Genomic DNA, 16,763 nt, shown 5'->3' with positions numbered 1-16,763 from the left:
AGCAATGAAATTTAAATATACACATATTAAAAATTTATATTTAATACTAGCATTTTTCTGTATTGGTCTTGTTTCTCATGCACAACAAGAACCGCAGTATACCCAATACCAATATAATACAATGACGGTAAATCCAGGTTATGCTGGATCACAAGGCTTTGCTTCCATAATTGCTCTTTATAGAGACCAGTGGGTTAACATCCAAGGTTCTCCGCGAACCATAAGTCTGGGGGTTGACACACCTTTTAAATTATTTAGTGGTCTAGGTTTATCCATTGTAAAAGATGAATTAGGTCCGGCTGATGAAACATATTTTGATGCCAATTATTCACATAGTATTGTTTTAAACAGATATGGTCATCGACTTGCTTTTGGTTTAAAAGCTGGTGGCAAATATCTATCTGTAGATTGGTCCAAAGGAACATTTAAAGACCCAGATGTAGCTTTTCAAGAAAATATAAAAGGAAGGTTCTTACCATCTGTAGGTGCTGGAGTATATTATTACACAGATAATGCATATTTAGGACTTGCCACACCAAACATTCTAAAGAATGAACATTATGACGCTATTCAAGAAGCAGTAGCATCTGACAGAATGCACTTATATTTAATTGCTGGCTATGTATTCGATTTAAACAATTCATTAAAATTTAAACCTTCTACTTTTATAAAGTACGTAGATGGTGCTCCATTAATATTTGATATATCAGGTAATTTTTTAATTAATGAAAAACTTCATTTAGGAGTAAGCTACCGTTGGGATGATTCTATAAGTGCTATTTTAGGGTTTTACATTTCTCCTAGACTACATATTGGGTATTCTTTTGATTATAGTACTACCAATCTCACCAATTACAATGATGGAAGTCACGAGCTTTTTATAAAATTCAATTTAATTCCAAAACTTACCAAAATTAAGTCTCCAAGGTTTTTCTAGATTACAATTTAGACATTCACACAGCATTATTCCACAAATTGAAAACTTCAGTAATTACATTTTAAAAAGTTAAAAACTGAAGTTCCTGTTTATTTTACTGCCAAGAAAAGAACAGCATTAAAATAGTACTATTCTTAGGTAACTCACTTTTAGTTTATACCCTCATTTTCCGTTATATTTAATAAGATTTTGACCAAGCAATTTATACTTATTAAACAACTTAAAAATGAAACCTAATTATTCAACTAAAATTCTGTTTTTCACACTCTTGTACATCACCAATTTTGGGCAATCTTTCGCTCAAGTTAAAATTTATGAAGGAACCGAAATTATTCCAACGTATCAAAAAGGAATCGACGAAAAAAGTCCAATTTTTTATACTGGAAGAGGCGTTCAAGGTGCACAAGGTAAAGTATACCCCTACCCTTCTCAAACAAAACTAAATAACACTTTAAGTGATGTTTCTTATAACATGGTTTACCTGGAAAATGAATACATGCTTGTAAAGGTGCTTCCTCAATTTGGTGGAAGATTATTCTCGGCAATAGACAAAACAAATGGCCATGAACTTTTTCATACCAATAGTGTAATAAAGCCAGATTTAATTGGCACGCTAGGCGCTTGGGTTTCTGGAGGAATTGAATGGTGTTTTCCGCATCATCATAGAACCACGACAATGATAAAAAGCGATTATCGGATGGTTACGAATGAAGATGGCAGTGCCACGATTTGGATTGGTGAAACTGAAAAAACTAGAGATATGCGGGGCGTAATAGGAATGACCCTACGACCAGGAAGATCTTTTATTGAAGTAGATTACAGAATTACAAATACGAGTGATGTAACAACTACATTTTTATTTTGGGCAAATGTGGCAATCACTGCAAATGACGATTTTAGAACCTTTTGGCCTCCCAGTCAAGAAATTGGTGTTTATCATAATAATAGTAGCTTCATTCAATGGCCATATACTAATGCAACAGATGACTATGGTAGAACCAGTTATGAAGAGGGGGTAGATTTAACTTGGTGGAAAAATCATCCTAATCCAGTATCATTTTTTATGTGGGATATTAAAGAAGGTTTTATTGGCGGTTATGATTATGGACAAAATGCAGGAACCGTTCATGTAGGTGATCCATTTAAAAATAACGCCTCAAAATTATGGCAATTTGGACCAGGTTTGCAAGGTCAGAATGCCAGAAGAAAACTTACCGATGATGGTAAAGCTTATGTAGAGCTTATGACCGGAACTTTCTCAAATAACCAACCAGATTATAGTTGGATACTGCCTCATTCTGTAAAGGATGCAAAAAACTATTGGTACCCTATACGCGATTTAGAAATTGTTAAAAATTCAAATATTAATGCTTCCGCTACACTTCAAATGAGGAATTCGAAATCAGTTTTTTATGGTTTTAATACTACCAAATCATTTACAAGCGCAAAAGTAATTTTATCAAACGGAGATATTGTACTAGAGGAAAAAACGATATCTATAGATCCAGCAAATCCATATACTTCAACCTATAAAAGTCGTAGACCATTAAATGAATTTGACTTAAAAGTAAGTTTATTAGACAACGAATCGAACGAATTAATTTCATACGCTCCAAAGGAACTTACCAAACCCGAATTACCAGAAGAACAAGAAAGAGTCAAAAAACCTGAAGAATTAAAAACTGTGGAAGATTTGTTCTTAACAGGAAGATTTGTTGAGCAATTTAGAAGACCTGGTCTCGAACCAGATGATTATTATCTATCAGCCTTAAAATTATCGCCTACAGATTATCGTACAAATATAGCTTTAGGTATACGCAGATTTAATCAGACTAAATATTCAGAAGCACTAAAATATTTGCAAACTGCTGCAGATAAATTAAAAATAAAATATCACCAGCCAAAGGAAGGAGAATTGTTTTATTATCGTGGTTTAACACATAAAGCACTTGGAAATTTAGAAGATGCCTATAAAGACTTAGCTAGAGCCACCTGGTATTATCAATGGTTTTCTTCAGGAAATTTTCAGCTTGCTCAAATCGAATGCACAAAAGGTAATTATGACAAAGCCTTGGATTATATTAAAGAAGCATATTCCACCAATAACCGCGATGGACGAATTGTAGTATTATATAGTGCCTTATTGAGAAAAGTCAAACAAGAAACACTAGCAAAAGAACTTGTAGAAAAACAATTAGCCTATGACCCAATAGATTTCTCTGTTTTATATGAGAAAGAACTTTTAGAAAATAGAACTTCAATGAAGGCGTGGCATAAAAACATGCAAGACTCAGCCAATAATTATTTAGAAATTTCAACGAATTACTTCAATGCAGGACTTTTTGATGATGGTTTAGCGCTATTAAATTCTTTGGAAAGCACAGATAACATTCTTGTTCAATTTTACAAAGCTTATTTTCATTCAATGCTAGGCGATGACGAAAAAGCTAATGAAGAATTAACAGCTGCAAAAAACATTTCATTAGATTATGCTTTTCCATACCGAGTAGAAACGGAAATAGTGTTAGAAAAAGCAATTTCATTAAATGCGCAAAATGCAACCGCACATTATCTTTTGGGAAATCTTTTGTATGACAAAAGACCTGAAGACGGAATGGCTGCATGGCAAAAAGCTGGAGCTATAGCTAATAGTATACCTATGGTTTGGAGAAATCTAGCATTTGGAGCTTTCTACAATAATAAGAATCCAGAAGAGGCAATTGAGTATATGACTAAAGCAATTAGTTTGGATAATTCTAATCCTCTTTGGTATTCAGAATTATCGAAATACTACGATGAATCAGATTCGGATTACAAGCAAAATTTAAGCATCCTAAAAAACAATTTAGAAATTGTAAAGAAAGATGTAGCAGCTCCTAAAACCTATGTCGCACTTTTAAATTTAAATAGTGAATACGATGAAGCTATAAAGTTTCTTAACGAACATCATTTTAGAACCTGGGAAGGCGGTCGTGAAACCTATTGGCATTATGTTGATTCACATACATTAAAAGCAAAAGAATTAATAACTGCAACTAAATATGAAGAAGCCATTTCGCATTTGGAAGAAGCATTATTATATCCAGAGAATTTAGAAGTCGGTAAACCTACACACGATGAGAAAAATGCTATGATATACTATTACATGGGAGAGGCATTTTCTAAAATTGGAAATAAAAATAAAGCAAAAGAAAGTTTTCTAAAAAGTGCGGCTGCCCAGAACGGACGAGGCATGTATGACCTTTTATACTTTCAAGCAAAATCAAATGAAAATCTAGGCAACAAAGACCTAGCTAAAAAAATGTATGCTGATTTAATATCGAGGGCACAAAAGCAAAGAAAAGATGGTGCGAATAATACATTAATTGCTGTTGAAGAGGCAACGGCTACTAACAAAAAAGCAGTTTCAAAATCATATTATTTGGAAGCCTTAGGCAATTTAGGTTTAGGCAACAATCAACATGCTAAAACACTATTACAATCAGCTATAAAAGAATACAAAAATAATTTATGGGCAAAAGTAATGGCATCAAATTAAGAAAATGCAGCTAATAAAAAGAGTGTTACTCTTATTCATGTTTCTAAATTCTATACTTGTAATAGCGCAGTCAGATGTAAAATTATCGCTGGGTGAACAACCTCTTTTTAAGGCTTTAAAAGCTTCTGAAAAAATTGAAATCGACGGAAAATCAAACGAGACAATTTGGCAAAAAACAGAATCTAGAACCTTTGACTATTTCTACAATATTGTTAATCCTGACGACAAACAACAGACCACTATTAGAATGTTATGGGATGATGATAACATCTATCTGTTTTATGATATGCAAGATCATTATCTAACAGCACGAGAAACCAAACGAGATGGGGAGCCTTATTTGGATGACTGTGCCGAAATATTTTTTATAACTGCACCTGATAGTTTAGATACACATTTTGGTTATGAACTAAATTTGAATAAGGCCTCAAACGATTTTATTTATTTCAATGATTTTTATGATGGAAAAAGCATCGCTTTTAAAAAGTACGACCCAGATTTTAAAATTGAAATAACCCACAATGGAACTATAAATGATAATAGTGATATTGATGTAGGTTGGACAATGGAGCTAGCCATTCCAATTGCTAATTTTGGGAAACTAGGTGAAATTGTACCTATAAAAACTGGAAATCGATGGGCTTTTTTGGCGGTGCGCCAAGATAGAAATGATGCAGAAGGGAATCGGAGGTCAACTTCTACGATTTTTCCTATATACGACATTTCAAAAAACGTTCATCAAGCAAATAGATTCGGTTTAGTAGAATTTGTTGAATGAAAAATTAAGGATTACCAGTTCGTTAGTGACCCATCATTTCTATGAAGTCTAGGTATGTCAACCAATTTAAATTCTTGACTTTCCGCCAACGCTTCGTTAAAATCGACACCCAATCCAGGAGTATCAGTTACTGGATACCGTGGCCCTTCCAATTTGTGCTGTACCGGATAAAAATCAGGGGCTTTAGTTCCCATATTCTGCACAGGGGTATTAACTTCCTCCAAATAGCTAAAGTTAGAACATGCCGCTGCCAAATGTATGGATGCTGCAGCACAAATTGGACCTAAAGGATTATGAGGCATTAGATCAATATAATGCGTTTCTGCCATGGCAGCTACTTTCATCGCTTCTGTTAATCCACCAACATTGCAAACATCTACGCGAGCATATTGCATAATATTATTTTCTATGAAAGGCATAAAATCCCATTTACTAGAAAACTCCTCTCCTAGCGCAAACGGAACATCGACCATTCTTCTAAGTTCTTGATATGCACCAGGATTTTGGTCTCTTATTGGTTCTTCAAGAAAATCAATTGTCCCCTCTGGCATTCGCTTCATAAACGAATATGTTTCTGCCACATTTAAACGCGTATGATAATCCAAACCAATGGTAATTTCAGATCCGACTTCTTTTCTTAATTTGGTAATCCAATCTGCTAGTATTGCAATTGATACTCGTGGTTCAAACTTACTTTTATCATCCTGAGTTTCAAATTCAGCAGGTGCCAATCTTAATACTTTCCAACCCTCTTTAATACAAATTCTGGAATACTCTAATAGTTCTTCTTTGGTTGTAAATCTTACCGAGGCAAAACACTCTACAAAATCGCGTTGCTTCCCACCTAACAATTCGTAAACTGGCACTCCCAACGCTTTACCTTTAATATCATACAAGGCAATATCAATTCCTGAAATTGCCGCAGTAAAAACCCGTCCACCTTCAAAGTATTGACCCCGATAAAGCAATTGCCAAATGGCACCAATCTGTCTAGGATCTTTTCCAATTAAAATACTTTTAAAATGTGTAATCAGCCCAACAACTGCGAGTTCTCTACCAGAAAGGCCAGAACATCCCCATCCATACAATTCTGAATCAGTTTCTACTTTAATAACCAACTGCACACCACCTCCTTTAATATTTATAGGATACGTTTTAATATCAGTAATTTTCATAGCGTTTCAGTTTATAATTTTCAGGATTAATACGTTCTATTTTGCCAACAATTAGTGTGTAACTAATTAAGCCTAATAAGGCCAATGCTCCAATAAAAAATAATGCTGGACTAAAATCTCCATCCTGAACCAAATACCCAATTACGATAGGAACGATTACTGCAGACAATCCACCAATAAAATTAAATGTGCCTCCAATAAGTCCAATATTATTTTTAGGTGCAATAAGGGAAATAAAAATCCAAGCAATACTTGCAAGTCCATTTCCAAAGAAAGCTATTGATAAATAAACGATTATCAAAGTGGTATCATCAGTATAATTTGCTCCTATAATAGCAATAGATAACAGCATTCCAGTAACAATCGGGGCTTTACGTGAAACTTCTGGGGAGTATCCTTTTTTTACTAAATAATCTGACGTAAAACCTGCTAATAAAACACCTAAGAAAGCTGCTAAATATGGAATGGATGCATAAAATCCAGATTTTATAAAATCCAATCCCTTAAAATCTACTAGGTATGTAGGAAACCAAGTCAGAAAGAAAATCGTGGTTGCACCCAAACAAAATTGACCTATGTATAAGCCCCATAATTTACGGTAGCGAAATGCTTTAGATAGGTCTGACCAATCGAACTTTTTTGGAATAGAATTTTGACCTTTCTTACCAACCAGTCCACCACCATCTTTAATCAACTTTAGTTCGGAATCACTCACTCTTTTATGATTTTGTGGATCGCGATAAAACATATACCAAACGCCAGCCCAAACTAAACCAATAATTCCTGAAACAATAAAAAGCCCACGCCAACCTAAAGCGTCTTGAATTAAAGTTAGTATGGGAAGCAAAAGTGCCATGCCTAAAAACTGCCCAGAAGTATAAGTTGCAATAGCAGATGCTCTTTCATTTTCTGGAAACCATCTTGTAACAATCAGATTATTAGTTGGGTATGAGGGTGCTTCGAACATTCCAATACTTGCACGAAGTCCCAACAGGATTGCAAAGGAATTTATCATTCCCTGAATCAAAGTTGCAATTGACCACAACGCCATTATAACTGGATATAATATTCTAGATTTCACCTTATCAGCAACAATTCCACCTGGTATTTGAAGCAAGGAATAGGTCCATCCAAAAGCAGAAAAAATATAACCCATTTGTATGGCATCAATACCCAGTTCTTCTTTTAGTGCAGACGCTGCTATTGAAATATTTGTACGATCTAAGTAGTTTATTACTACCGTAACAAAAATCATCGCGAGTATGTTGTAACGCTTTTTTGAGTTCGATGGGTTCATTCTAATTCTTAGTAAGTAATACTACCCAATCCAATTCTCGTTCTTTCCGTACAGGAGGCAAACCCAAAGATTGTTTACCAGAACCTGCGACTAATTTTACTTTACTTTTTTGAAGTCCACCACCTTTTCTAGGGTTGTACCACGAAACGTCATATTCTGTATTTAAATTACCTAAATCCAAAAATGACTCTCCTCCATTTTTTAGAAATATGACGTAAACTTCACCTTCCTTAGCTAAAACATAATCACCTTCCGAAGAAATAAGATCATCATTCGATTCCATTTCCCAAACGGGTATTTTATTTTCATTAAAAAAATCAAGGCAAAATTTCCCTTGATCCCAAAATAAATCTCGAGAACGATAATCTTGACAACTTAAATCTGAATGTGGGTGCTTATAGCCAAAGTACCATTCTGTTCCCCAAGCCCCTGCCATCATCGCTCCCCAAAGTCCGTTTTTACGAGCATTATTATGTTCTGGGTCTTCTTCATCCGTTATTAGTGAATGCTGGGCATCACCTGGTTCATCAACTGCTACCGCCCAAATTTTACCTGCATCCTTGGCTTCATTTAAAACCTTTAAAGTTTGCGAATGTACACGACTAAAATCAGCCTTATTGGTCTGCAAAGATGCCCCTGTAAATTTCGTTTCTGGTCCGTAAAGAGGATCAAACCAAGATCCATTATGTATAACTAAATGATGCTTATATGGATCTATAGAAGAAATAAATTCAGCTAATCGAATTCGTTCTACCGCATCTAAAGGAAAGGTAGGTGGTGTTTCCGTCCAATCGCCCGTCTCTTCTGCAAGGTTCCAGTTAATAGCTAAGTGATGTCCAAAACGAGCAATAAGTTCGCGATAATACAATTTAGTGTAAAGTCCGGTTCCACCATTATCCAATAAACCTTGATTTTCATGTTCTAAAGTTTTAAAATGCATGAACATTCCAATTTTATCGGCATGTTCAAATAAAGTTTCCCATTGATCTAATTTTGAGATATCGAATCTATCCCAAGTATTATAATCTACATATGGAAAAACATTTTGATCATCACCAGCAATATTCATAGTAAGAAAAGAAAATGCATTCATTCCTTTAGACGAAAGGTAATTTATTGCACCTATAATTTCTTTTCCTTTACCACTTTGCCAAGTAGGGTCTCCTTCTTTCCAATCTTGTACATGTGCCGACCAACTTTTTACTAAATCATCTTTATGGCTATCATTGTGAAAAGTACCATCAAACTTATCATAGGCTAAAAAGTTCTCAGGAGCATCGGACCCACATTTTAAGAAGTACTCGCCGTTTTGAAATTTTAAATAACGTTCCCCTACATATTGTAAACGCCCTTTCCCTCGAAAATCTCTTCCAATTTTATCCGTATCAGAAATAGTAAAATTACCTGAAGCACCATCCATAAAATCAGCACTTTTAATTTTTTCAGAATCTCTAACAGCAGCCCACTTCCCTTTTTTAAAGTCCACTGAATAATTCCACTCTCCTACTTGATCTGGTGAAAAATGAACTTTCCAAATATTTCCAGATACTGAACTAGAATTACCCGCATTTCCGTCTGCCGCAAAATAACCGGGTACTACAAATTTCTCATCAGAAATGTTGTGAGTAAATGTTACATTTAAACGATAATTTAGGAATGGATTTTCCTCGGCATTTTCTGAAGTTTCAGGGCCATTAAATGCTAGAGTAATTTTATGCCATTTTTTTAATTCTCCTTCAATAGACTGAGCTACTACAGTAGTTAAACAAAAAAAATACATTAGGAATAAAGTGAATATTGTTCGGTTCATTATTTAGTTGATTTTAGATTAAGAATTTACAGCTTTTCTTTAAAATTCTTAAAATTTAATAAAGCATTAAAAGTCTGTCTTTAAGATATATATTTTATTTCAGAGAATCTTAGTTACCACGGAATTGATTCACCATTTTCTGAAACAAAACTTCCGGTTTGCTTTATAGTAAGATTATAAATAACCTTTGTAATATTCGAAACAGCTTCACTGATAGCATAAGTCGCTTCTTCCCCACCCATCACCGTCTTCACCCAACCTGGATTAATTAGAAAAACTCCGATATTTTTATGCCTCACTTTTTCGGCTAATCGTACTGTAATACTATGTAAGGCACATTTACTAGCGGCATACGCATCCAACGCACTTGTGGCATTTATATTCCGGTATAAAGATCCCATACCTGAAGTGATTTGAATAATTTTAGAATTCTTACACATAAATGGCGTGACCATTTGTGAAACTAATGCCGGACCAATAGTATTTACTTTAAAATGTTTTAAAAAAGCATTACTCGTCCAATTTCCAAAATCTTCGTTTTCAGAAATACCTGCATTATTAATTACTAGTGATAGCGCTATATTTTCAATTTTTAGTATTTTTTTCATTGCTAAAATTGATTTTTCTTCAGCAACATTCATCTTAATTATTTTAAGATATTTAGGACTATTCTTTTTAAGAAATTGTAATTCTTTTGTATTCTCAACATCTTTATATGTAGCGATAACACTATATCCATTATTCAGATAATGCTTAACATATCCCAAGCCCATACCCCTGTTCGCACCCGTTATTAATACCACACGAGGCTGAGAATTCCTATTCATAATTTTCATTATACTTGTCCGTTGCCGTAAGCAATAATTACTATTCCAATAACCATACAGGCCAATCCCATATATAAAAATTTACGTGCTTTAGGAGAAGCTCGCACCCATTCTGCAGTTGCAATACCACTTACAATAGCTGTTGCAACAGATGCCGTATTAAAAATTGCATAACCAACAGTATTACCAGCAGCTCCTAATTTTGATGCTGCAAAAGCAAAAAGTGCTGATGCCGCATAGTGGAAAATTGCCATAATTAAAATCAGTAAAAAGTTCTTGCCGAATGATGAAGTTTTAAAATCACCCCATGCTTTTTTAGCATTTAGTTGCCAAAGAAAGTACGCTGTCATAACAATACCTCCACTTATAAAAATTGGGAACATTACGGCAACTGCAGTAATCCAATCAGCATTTCCATATTGCTTTACGGCTTCACTTAAATAGGGTCTACCTACCGCATTGGCATAACTAAAACCAGTAGCTAAAAGTCCACCAATAACTGCAATCAAAATTCCCGTAGTCATAGAGCCTTTTTCTGAAATAGTATTTTCCGCTGTATTTAATTTGGCTTCATCTTTTTCACGAGTAAGACCCGCTTTTCCATTTAATATTACCCCCAAAAGAACGACCAGAATACCAATTAACACATAGGTTAATACATTTGTTGGCGGAAGGCCATCAACTATAAAAGGCAATAAAGACCCTACTAAAATAATTGTCCCAATAAAGATTGAAAAACCTAATGAAAGTCCAATGTGGTTTATTGCCTTACTCCACATCATAACGCCAATTCCCCATAGAAAACTGGAAAGTCCCATTTTCACCCAAATATCAGTAGGCATATTTCCGAAGATTTCACTAAAGCCCTGAATTAAAACAACAGAAGCTATAAGTGGCACTACAAACATGGTTAGCAGAAAAAAGAGACTCCAGGTATTTTCATATTTAAAACCTTTAGTGAATTTTTCTGGTAGTGCATAAAGCCCTAACATTAGTCCGGCAAAAATTGCCCATAAAACTCCTTCAGTCATAATGTTATTTTTAGTTGGTTGATTATATAAATACTTCTAGTGTAATTACTGTTATATCAAATACTACCATTCAAACTTAAAGATGGTAGTGCTGTCATATGTCTCCCCTTTTTTAAGTATGCTTTTTGGGGAATTGGGAATATTTGGACCGTTTGGATACCGATGTGCTTCACAACAAAATCCCCGATACTTTCCATACTTTTCTCCCGACTCTCTTTGTAATTCATCCGAAGTATATTTGCCTGTATAAAAAAGCATGCCTGGTTCAGTCGTTGAAACTAATAGAGATCGTCCACTATTTGGTTCGTTTATTTCGGCTACTTTTTCAAGCTTAAAACCTTTATTCTTAAAAAGATAATAGTGCTCAAAACCATCGCCCATTGCACGATGTACATTTCCAATAGTTTTTACTTCTCTTAAATCATCAACTTGGTTTTCTATAAAGGCATTCTTTCCAGTGGCAGCACCAGTTTCATCCCATAGTTGTTTTTTATCCGATAAAACTTGAACGCTGTGATTTTCAATATTCGCTTTAAAACCGGAGAGGTTAAAATAACTATGATTGGTTATAGTAAAAGGTGTATCGGCATCAGTTATAGCATGATAATCTATTCTAATTTCATTGTCATTAGTTAATAAAAAACTAACTCGAACCTTAACATTGCCCGGAAATCCTTCTTCAAGCGCTTTACTTTCCAATTCCATTTCAACTTTCGAAATATCATTTGACAACGATTTTACATTCCAAATTTTCTTATCGAAACCTACTTTACCACCGTGCAAATTATTATCACCGACAATTTTTTCCAGTTCAAAATTTTGACCGTTTAAAGTAAATTTAGCATCCTTTATTAGAGAACAATAGCGACCTACAGTACCACCAAAATATGGTGCATTTGCTTGATAAGCATCAGAAAAATAACTTTGAAAAGTATCAAAGCCACAAACAACTTCTTCGGGTTCTCCATTTTTTTGTGGCATCATTATAGAAGTAATTGTAGCTCCATAATTTGATATTTTCACAATAACCCCATTGTCATTTTGTAGCGTAAACAATTTAACTGCATTACCTTCTAATTCTCCAAAATCTGATTCAAGGGTTGTCATAATTTCTATTCTTGTTTATAAGGATTCAATTTTTTCCAATCGAATTCTACGCCAATACCTGGAGTATCCGGTGCTACTGCACGATGATTTTTAACCACTAATGGTCTTGTAGTGTATTGGTCAATAGGAAAACTATGTACCTCTAACCATCCAGAATTTGGTTGCGCAGCTACTAAACTTACATGTAATTCCTGCATTCCATGTGAACAGGCTGGGACATTATTTTCATTAGCCAATCTGGCAGCTTTTAACCAACCCGTTATTCCTCCACAATTCGAAGCATCTGGTTGTACATATGAAAGTTTTGCTTGTGCCATAGCGTATTCAAATTCATGAATAGTATGCAAATTTTCACCCATAGCTAATGGAAAGTCAGTAGCATCCGAAATTTCCGCAAAGCCTTTGTAATTATCAGGAATAATCGGTTCTTCAAACCAAGTGATATCGTATTGCCTAAACTTTTCAATAGCTTCAATAGCTTTTTCAACAGTCATAGAATAATTGGCATCTACCATGAATGTAACATCCGGACCAATAAAATCTCTTACTGCTTTTATGCGTTCAATATCTTCATCTAAATTTTCTCTACCAATCTTTATTTTTACCGCATTAAAACCTGATGCTAAATAGGCTTCCATGTTTTTCAATAGCTTCGGAATTGGAAATTGCAAATCAATTCCTCCACAATACGCCTTACAAGTATTTCCTGAACCACCTGCCATTTTCCAAAGTGGTAAATCTGCTTTTTTACATTTAATATCCCATAGGGCGATATCTATTGTAGACACTGCGAATGAAACTATACCTCCTCGACCTACATAATGCATATGCCATTCCATAAAATCATAAAGCGCATCAATATCACTAGCATCCTTACCAAACAATGCAGGTGCAATATCATTATCAACCATTGCTTTTATAGCATGCCCCCCTTTACCTCCTGTATAAGTATAACCCGTTCCTTGAGTACCATCATTTAAAACAATAGTCGATGTAACCAACTCAAAATGAGTATGATCACCATGCTTAGCATCATTCATTACTTCAGGTAGTGGAACTCTAAATAGTCTGCAGTCAATGCTCTTTATTCCTATATTCATTTATGCTTTATGTCTAATATAAAAAGTCTTCTTTTCCATATACTGTTCAAAACCATATTTACCATCTTCACCTCCACTACCCGATAGTTTATAGCCATTATGAAAACCTTGATGCTGTTCTCCATGACCACGATTAACATAAATTTCACCGTATTCCAATTCATCATTACATTTCATGATTGTGTTCATATCATTTGTAAAAACCATTGCAGCCAAACCATACTCACAATCATTGGCGTAACCAATAACCTCATCAAAAGTTTTGAATTTTAATACCGGCAGAATTGGTCCAAAAGATTCTTCATGAACAATAGTCATGTCCTGTGTAACATTAGTTAGCACTGTTGGCTCAAACCAAAATCCTTTTTCAAATTGCGCGCCTTTAGGACGATTACCACCTGCTGCAATTGTAGCGCCTTCCTTTACAGAAACAGCCACTAAATGCTCCATATGTTGAAGTTCAGAACCATTTACTTTTGGCCCCATATCTGTATCTTCTAACATAGGGTCACCCACCTTTATTTGGGCAACTTTTACTAGGAATTTTTCCATGAATGTATCATATATTCCCTCATGAACATACATACGTTCATTACAGGTACATACTTGCCCACAGTTATCAAAACGAGAATGTAAAGCTGCCTCCACGGCCGCATCAATTTCTGCATCTTCAAAAACAATAAAAGGTGCTTTTCCTCCCAATTCTAACTGAACATGCGTCAAATTCTGTGCTGCATTACGAGCTATCTGTTGCCCTACTGGCGTAGAACCCGTCATGGTAACCATTTTACAAATTGGACTTTCCACTAAGGCATTGCCCATAGCCCTTCCCGGTCCAGTCAATATATTTATCACCCCGGCTGGTATACCTACTTTATTAGCTAAATTACCAAGTTCTAATGTTGCCAAAGGAGTTTCTGAGGTAGGCTTAATAACGATAGTATTACCAGCAACTAAGGCAGGTCCTAGTTTACGGCCAGCTAATGCAAATGGAAAATTCCAAGCGGTAATGGCTACAACTACACCTCTTGGTACTTTTTGAATCCAAATTTGTTCATTGGGATTATCCGAAGGAATTATATCCCCTTCAATTCTTCTTGCACCTTCGCAAGCATATCTGATAAATGAAGCACCAACTGCTACTTCAAAACGGGCTACTTTTAAAAGTTTACCCTGCTCCTTAACTAATAACTGAGCCAATTCTTCAGTATTAGCATCAATTTCATCTGCCAATTTATACAATAAATCTGCTCTGGATCTTGCTGGCAACTTTTTCCATTCTTTCTGTGCTTTATCAGCTGCTTCTAATGTTTGTACTGCTTCTTCCGCTGTTCCATTTTGAACTTTAGCCACTATTTCTTCAGTAGAAGGACTAACAATATCTATGGTTTCTCCTGACGTAGATTTCACCCATTCTCCATTGATAAATAATTTATACTCTTTTATTTCAGCCATAATGTTCTTAATTATGAAGTTGATTCTTTTTTGGTATTAACAATCGTCAAAATTTGAAGTTACTATATGAAGATTTTATCTTCCCATCCAACCACCATCAACAAGCATAGTTCCACCATTCATATATCCTGAAGCTTCAGAACAAAGGAAAACAATAGGTCCTTTAAAATCCTCAGGTTGACCCCAACGACCTGCAGGAATACGGGACAAAATAGATTCTGAACGCTCTGGATTGTTACGTAATGCTTCGGTATTATCTGTGCTTATGTATCCTGGGGCAATAGCATTTACATTTACACCCTTTCCTGCCCATTCGTTTGCGAAAGCCATAGTCATTTGACCTATCGCTCCCTTACTTGCAGCATAACCGGGTACAGTTATTCCTCCTTGAAAAGTTAAAAGTGATGCAGTAAATACAATTTTACCTTCGCCTCTAGCGACCATTTCTTTTCCGATTTCACGAGTCAAAACAAATTGAGCAGTTTGATTCACTTCAATTACTTTGTCCCAATATTCATCGGAGTGTTCCACCGCAGGAGCTCTCAAGATAGTTCCTGCATTATTTACTAAAATGTCTATTTTAGGAAAATCATCTTTTACATTTTTTATAAACTCATATAGCGATTCGCGATTACTAAAATCGCATGTGTATGCTTTGAATTTTCGTCCTAATCCTTCAACTTCCTGCTCAACCATACTACCATATTCTTCTAAAGTTGCGCTAACCCCAATAATATCTGCACCAGCCTCCGCTAATCCAATAGCCATGGCCTTACCAATTCCACGTTTACAACCTGTAACTAAAGCTGTTTTTCCTTTAAGACTAAAATTATTTAATATGCTCATTACTTCTTTTATTTTCTAGTTTGATATTCTTTTTATTCTGCTTTTTGCACATAGGTTTTAAAGCCAGTAATATAATTCCAACCCTCTTTTGCGTCAAAACATATACCCCACTCCAGTGCAGCCAATGGGCTTTTATCTGAATCTATCGTACGAACAATACCGGCAGCATGTGGTGGTTTTGTTCGACCTCCAATATGCGATTTAATTTCAAAATTAATACCATCTGGTGACCATTGGATTGTATTATTCTCCGGTCCATCAGAGGTCAACATAGCAGCCATTCCTCCTTGATAAGGCCAAACACAAATTTCATGTCCGCTATTACTAATAGGATTGTAAGCTGATTTTTTATATGGACCTTCAATTTTATCAGCTATTGCCACGCCCCATTTAATTTCTCTACCACCTAAATAATGTTCTTCTCCCATGCGCTCACCTTTATAATACAGGTAGAACTTATTTTTATAATACATTAAACAAGGGTCATGTACTTTCTGGCTATCAAAATCACCTTTTTCTTCTACCTTAAAACGGCTGTCTTCATCGCCAAGCCATCTTCCATTATCTGTAGGAGATAGAATTGGCTCCTTTAATTTTTCCCAAGGTCCAAGAGGCGAATCAGCAATTGCCATCCCCACCTGGTTTTTAACACGATTAACATATGGAGCTTTTACTGTTTGATAAACGAGGTAATATTTTCCCTCATGGGCTAAAACTTCTGGTGTAAAAACTGAGCGATCATCATAAGCACCTGTTGGACCTCGTCCGACAGCTAAGCCTTCATCTTTCCAAGTTAATCCGTCTTTAGAACTCGCGCACCATACTTCTGATTTATCCCAAGGAAAAACTTTCTTTTCAGGGT

General features: G+C 35.2%; 13 protein-coding genes. 3 read left to right on the top strand and 10 right to left on the bottom strand.

Features of this window, described 5'->3' with window-relative positions; genetic code table 11:
• Nucleotides 1-4: 4 nt before the first annotated feature.
• The 3 genes from ABJF52_RS02755 (at nt 5) to ABJF52_RS02745 (ending at nt 5,253) form a co-directional block, all read left to right on the top strand.
• The gene (locus tag ABJF52_RS02755) at nt 5-937 is read left to right on the top strand and encodes a type IX secretion system membrane protein PorP/SprF (RefSeq protein ID WP_348145953.1); all 933 of its coding nucleotides are present in this window, start codon (nt 5-7) and stop codon (nt 935-937) included.
• A 226-nt stretch (nt 938-1,163) separates the two neighbouring features.
• Nucleotides 1,164-4,475 carry a DUF5107 domain-containing protein gene (locus ABJF52_RS02750; RefSeq protein WP_348145950.1) on the top strand — a complete coding sequence of 1,104 codons (3,312 nt, stop codon included), beginning with the start codon at nt 1,164-1,166 and terminating at the stop codon, nt 4,473-4,475.
• 4 nt (nt 4,476-4,479) lie between these two features.
• The gene (locus ABJF52_RS02745; protein WP_348145948.1) at nt 4,480-5,253 is read left to right on the top strand and encodes a carbohydrate-binding family 9-like protein; all 774 of its coding nucleotides are present in this window, start codon (nt 4,480-4,482) and stop codon (nt 5,251-5,253) included.
• Between the two features lie 11 nt (nt 5,254-5,264).
• Here ABJF52_RS02745 and ABJF52_RS02740 read toward each other — a convergent pair whose 3' ends face one another.
• The 10 genes from ABJF52_RS02740 to ABJF52_RS02695 all read right to left on the bottom strand — a co-directional run.
• A complete protein-coding gene (locus tag ABJF52_RS02740) occupies nt 5,265-6,428 on the bottom strand; it encodes a mandelate racemase/muconate lactonizing enzyme family protein (protein ID WP_348145945.1) in 1,164 nt (387 codons plus the stop codon).
• Nucleotides 6,415-7,725, bottom strand: coding sequence for an MFS transporter (locus ABJF52_RS02735; RefSeq protein ID WP_348145942.1), 1,311 nt, complete (start codon nt 7,723-7,725; stop codon nt 6,415-6,417). Before ABJF52_RS02735 ends, ABJF52_RS02740 begins: the two co-directional genes overlap by 14 nt.
• Nucleotide 7,726: 1 nt before the next feature.
• Nucleotides 7,727-9,535 (bottom strand): DUF5060 domain-containing protein, encoded by a 1,809-nt coding sequence (locus ABJF52_RS02730; protein ID WP_348145939.1) that lies wholly within the window; start codon nt 9,533-9,535, stop codon nt 7,727-7,729.
• 113 nt (nt 9,536-9,648) lie between these two features.
• Nucleotides 9,649-10,362 carry an SDR family NAD(P)-dependent oxidoreductase gene (locus ABJF52_RS02725; protein WP_348145936.1) on the bottom strand — a complete coding sequence of 238 codons (714 nt, stop codon included), beginning with the start codon at nt 10,360-10,362 and terminating at the stop codon, nt 9,649-9,651.
• An 8-nt stretch (nt 10,363-10,370) separates the two neighbouring features.
• Nucleotides 10,371-11,393, bottom strand: coding sequence for an L-rhamnose/proton symporter RhaT (locus ABJF52_RS02720; RefSeq protein ID WP_348145933.1), 1,023 nt, complete (start codon nt 11,391-11,393; stop codon nt 10,371-10,373).
• 63 nt (nt 11,394-11,456) lie between these two features.
• On the bottom strand, nt 11,457-12,500 hold the full coding sequence (locus tag ABJF52_RS02715) for an aldose epimerase family protein (RefSeq protein ID WP_348145931.1): 1,044 nt from the start codon (nt 12,498-12,500) through the stop codon (nt 11,457-11,459).
• 5 nt (nt 12,501-12,505) lie between these two features.
• A complete protein-coding gene (locus ABJF52_RS02710; RefSeq protein WP_348145928.1) occupies nt 12,506-13,600 on the bottom strand; it encodes a mandelate racemase/muconate lactonizing enzyme family protein in 1,095 nt (364 codons plus the stop codon).
• Nucleotides 13,601-15,055, bottom strand: coding sequence for an aldehyde dehydrogenase (gene aldA / locus ABJF52_RS02705; protein ID WP_348145925.1), 1,455 nt, complete (start codon nt 15,053-15,055; stop codon nt 13,601-13,603).
• Between the two features lie 75 nt (nt 15,056-15,130).
• Nucleotides 15,131-15,895, bottom strand: coding sequence for an SDR family NAD(P)-dependent oxidoreductase (locus tag ABJF52_RS02700; protein ID WP_348146012.1), 765 nt, complete (start codon nt 15,893-15,895; stop codon nt 15,131-15,133).
• A 38-nt stretch (nt 15,896-15,933) separates the two neighbouring features.
• Nucleotides 15,934-16,763: family 43 glycosylhydrolase (locus ABJF52_RS02695; protein WP_348145922.1), on the bottom strand; the 830-nt coding region annotated here is incomplete at its 5' end.

This window comes from Aurantibacter sp. (genome assembly GCF_039941195.1).
Classification (GTDB): domain Bacteria; phylum Bacteroidota; class Bacteroidia; order Flavobacteriales; family Flavobacteriaceae; genus Aurantibacter_A.
Note: the sequence above shows the minus strand (reverse complement) of the source record. Positions and strands in the feature narration are given on the sequence as shown.

Coding starts and splice junctions, on each gene's coding strand:
- ABJF52_RS02755 (WP_348145953.1), top strand. CDS start 5: ATGAAATTTAAATATACACATATTAAAAATTTATATTTAATACTAGCA.
- ABJF52_RS02750 (WP_348145950.1), top strand. CDS start 1,164: ATGAAACCTAATTATTCAACTAAAATTCTGTTTTTCACACTCTTGTAC.
- ABJF52_RS02725 (WP_348145936.1), bottom strand. CDS start 10,362: ATGAATAGGAATTCTCAGCCTCGTGTGGTATTAATAACGGGTGCGAAC.
- ABJF52_RS02735 (WP_348145942.1), bottom strand. CDS start 7,725: ATGAACCCATCGAACTCAAAAAAGCGTTACAACATACTCGCGATGATT.
- ABJF52_RS02720 (WP_348145933.1), bottom strand. CDS start 11,393: ATGACTGAAGGAGTTTTATGGGCAATTTTTGCCGGACTAATGTTAGGG.
- aldA (WP_348145925.1), bottom strand. CDS start 15,055: ATGGCTGAAATAAAAGAGTATAAATTATTTATCAATGGAGAATGGGTG.
- ABJF52_RS02715 (WP_348145931.1), bottom strand. CDS start 12,500: ATGACAACCCTTGAATCAGATTTTGGAGAATTAGAAGGTAATGCAGTT.
- ABJF52_RS02745 (WP_348145948.1), top strand. CDS start 4,480: ATGCAGCTAATAAAAAGAGTGTTACTCTTATTCATGTTTCTAAATTCT.
- ABJF52_RS02740 (WP_348145945.1), bottom strand. CDS start 6,428: ATGAAAATTACTGATATTAAAACGTATCCTATAAATATTAAAGGAGGT.
- ABJF52_RS02710 (WP_348145928.1), bottom strand. CDS start 13,600: ATGAATATAGGAATAAAGAGCATTGACTGCAGACTATTTAGAGTTCCA.
- ABJF52_RS02730 (WP_348145939.1), bottom strand. CDS start 9,535: ATGAACCGAACAATATTCACTTTATTCCTAATGTATTTTTTTTGTTTA.